Here is a 2309-nt window from a genome sequence, read left to right on the forward strand (position 1 = left end):
ACTTAGAAATAAAGGCGAGGTACCATCTGCTTTAACAACAGCGGATTTGATAACAATAGAAGTGGTGATGTAGGTTTCGAGCGGAAGCTCTGTAATGGCAGTTGAGGAGTGTTTTCTCATAAAAAGGGTATAATAATGATAGGTTGCAGTAGGTTGCAATAACACAGAATACCATTTTTTACTAATTTTTAAATAGCAACCTATTTGGCGATAGGTTGTGAAAAATTTAAAAAAATAGGCCTTTAAAACATGTTTAAAGGCCTATCAGTACACCCAATAGGATTCGAACCTATGACCTACGGTTTAGAAAACCGTTGCTCTATCCAGCTGAGCTATGGATGCATTTCCCTATTCCTAGGAGCGACAAAGATAGGTTTTATGCATTGAACCAACAAGAGTTTATTGCAAAAAAGGCGTAAGAACTTGATTTTAAGGCTGAAAATCTATCATTAGCTTCTTTGAAGGGTTCGCTTCGGCATAAGAAAGGATCAAATGCAGGATATAATCGTTGGAAGGATAGGGCTGAATGGCAGATTTCAGCAACTCCAAATCATTGGTGTCACTATAATTCGACACATAACCCATTCCAAAGAACTGTCCTTTTTCTACCCAAAGGCAACTTTGTTCATCTTCCGTTCTACCATCGTCAATCAAGGCAAAGGAGGGAAGCTGTGTTTCAAGCTGTTTAATGGCATACTTTACCCTTACATTATAAGCAGCAGCAGATTCTTTACCTATACAGGCACCAGTGCAGGTGCCTAAGGCATATCCTGTACAAGCCATCCTTTTACTCTGGATAAAACAGAGCTTCTCACACAGTAAATGCTCCTTAATCAGCAGGCGTAACAAAAGGTGACCATCAGTAAGGTTGTTAAAGCTATAAAGGGAGGGCACCATTTTATGGTATTTATCAATAGCTAAACGCAAATATCCCTGTTGATCCTGATAAGAAATAAGGGCATATTTTTGTTCAAAGCGTTTCAACGCGCGGTTATTGGCAGGCCAGAGTCTTTTAATTTCTGTCGCTTCCAAAATAAAAGCCATTAATTCTGTGCCACAAATTTCAAAGTCAATGTGATGGATGCTCCTCATAAACTCCTGTCGCTGCGGCCCAGTGTTATTGCCACTAAAGTGCGAACACACCCTCTTCTTGATATTTTTCGCCTTTCCAATGTAAACAACGCCGCCTTTCTGGTCTTTAAAGTAATAAACACCGGGCTTTTGTGGAAGCCTATCAATGGAAGCTTTGGAAAGGTGAGGCGGCAGTACCTGCTCTTTAGAACTCTTATTTAAGGATTGCTGAATATGACCGTCCTCATCAGCCTTCAACAGTAAACCTAGCAAAATTGCTGTAGCAGCGGCATCACCACCGGCCCTATGGCGGTTTTCAATATTGATGTTTAAAGAAGTACAGAGTTTACCTAAACTATAAGAAGCAAAACCAGGGAATATCTTTCTACTTAACCTTACTGTACAAATTTTCTTCGCTTGCCAGTCAAAACCTGCCAATGCTAAATGATGTCTTACAAAAGAATAATCAAAGTTGACATTATGTGCTACAAATATTTTATCCTGTAAAAGTGCATATATCTGTTCAGCTACTGCGGCAAATGTAGGTGCATTTTCCACCATATCATTGCTTATTCCTGTTAGGGCTTCAATATAAGGCGGGATAAAACTTTCTGGATTAATCAAAGTTTCATACTGCTCAACCACCATCTCGCCGTTGTGAATTTGTATTGAAATTTCAGTTATACCATTCCCAGAAGCAAAGCCTCCGGTGGTTTCTATATCGACAACAGCAAATAGCATCAGTATCAGGGTTAAATTATCTGTAAAGATACTAACAAATTTAGTAAACTGTTTTTAATTTTTTACTGAAGTCTCTATTTTTATAGGGTTTGTTAGTATTTTATGAATAGGACACTTGTCAGCAATCTGTAACAGTCTTGCTATTTCCTCCTCCGTTAATTCCCCTGTAAATTCTATCACTCTGGTAATAGTGGTACTTTTATCTAATTGTTCTTCCGGAGCAATAGCTAATTCAATTTTAATAGTTTCTAAGTTATAGTTCTTTCTGTCGGCATACATCCTGATGGTAATTGCTGTGCAACTGCCTAAGCTTGCTAGTAAGAGGGCTGCGGGCTGCATGCCTTCATCGGTACCACCAATTTCTGTTGGTTCATCTGCATAAATAAAGTGTCCGCCTGCATAAACTTTGGTTTTGTAAGTTGATCGGTCCAGTTCTGTAATTGCCGTGATTTGTTGGTTGCTCATTGTATTATTTTTATGTTAACTTTTGTTTTGAA

2 protein-coding genes and 1 tRNA gene are annotated in these 2309 nt (G+C 38.6%); all 3 read right to left on the minus strand.

Going from position 1 to position 2309, the window contains the following annotated elements:
- Positions 1-268: 268 nt before the first annotated feature.
- The 3 genes from ACR2F7_RS11410 to ACR2F7_RS11420 all read right to left on the minus strand — a co-directional run bounded on the left by ACR2F7_RS11410 (position 269) and on the right by ACR2F7_RS11420 (position 2277).
- Positions 269-342: transfer RNA gene (locus tag ACR2F7_RS11410), tRNA-Arg, on the minus strand.
- 87 nt (positions 343-429) lie between these two features.
- On the minus strand, positions 430-1812 hold the full coding sequence (locus tag ACR2F7_RS11415) for an exonuclease domain-containing protein (protein ID WP_432713690.1): 1383 nt from the start codon (positions 1810-1812) through the stop codon (positions 430-432).
- 54 nt (positions 1813-1866) lie between these two features.
- On the minus strand, positions 1867-2277 hold the full coding sequence (locus ACR2F7_RS11420) for an OsmC family protein (protein WP_432713691.1): 411 nt from the start codon (positions 2275-2277) through the stop codon (positions 1867-1869).
- Positions 2278-2309: the final 32 nt, after the last annotated feature.

It is taken from the genome of Pedobacter sp., from assembly GCF_045628745.1.
In the GTDB taxonomy this organism is placed as follows: Bacteria; Bacteroidota; Bacteroidia; order Sphingobacteriales; family Sphingobacteriaceae; genus Pedobacter.